General features: G+C 58.9%; 1 protein-coding gene. It reads right to left on the bottom strand.

Annotation, left to right across the window (positions count from 1 at the left end):
- The coding region (locus NPS46_RS25155; protein ID WP_274112057.1) for a flagellin at positions 1 to 350 on the bottom strand (350 nt) is incomplete at both ends.

Raw genomic sequence — 350 nt, 5'->3', positions numbered from 1 at the left:
GTGGAGTTTTCCGAGATGCTTTGCAGGTTGGCCACGGTGCTGGTGAAACGGTTTTGCACCGCACCCAGTTGCGAACGCTGGCTGTCGATCTGCTGGATCGCATCGTTCAACGCTTGCACCGAACGCTGCGACGAATCAGCATCCTTGATGCTCAGGTTCGACACGGTGGTTTCAACCGTCACCGAGACCGAATCGCCCTTCTTCAAGCCCAGGTTAGCCAGGCCGGTGCCTGCACCGCCATCGGCCACGGAGAAGCTCTTGTTGGAGAACAGCGCCAGGGTGTTGTCCGCATTCTTGCTGGCGGTCACACCGGTACTGGCGCTGTTGATTGCGGACACAATAGCGTCAGC

Source organism: Pseudomonas putida (assembly GCF_028682395.1).
GTDB lineage: Bacteria > Pseudomonadota > Gammaproteobacteria > Pseudomonadales > Pseudomonadaceae > Aquipseudomonas > Aquipseudomonas putida_AB.
The sequence above is the reverse complement of the archived record's forward strand: the minus strand, read 5'-3'. Positions and strand labels throughout refer to the sequence as shown.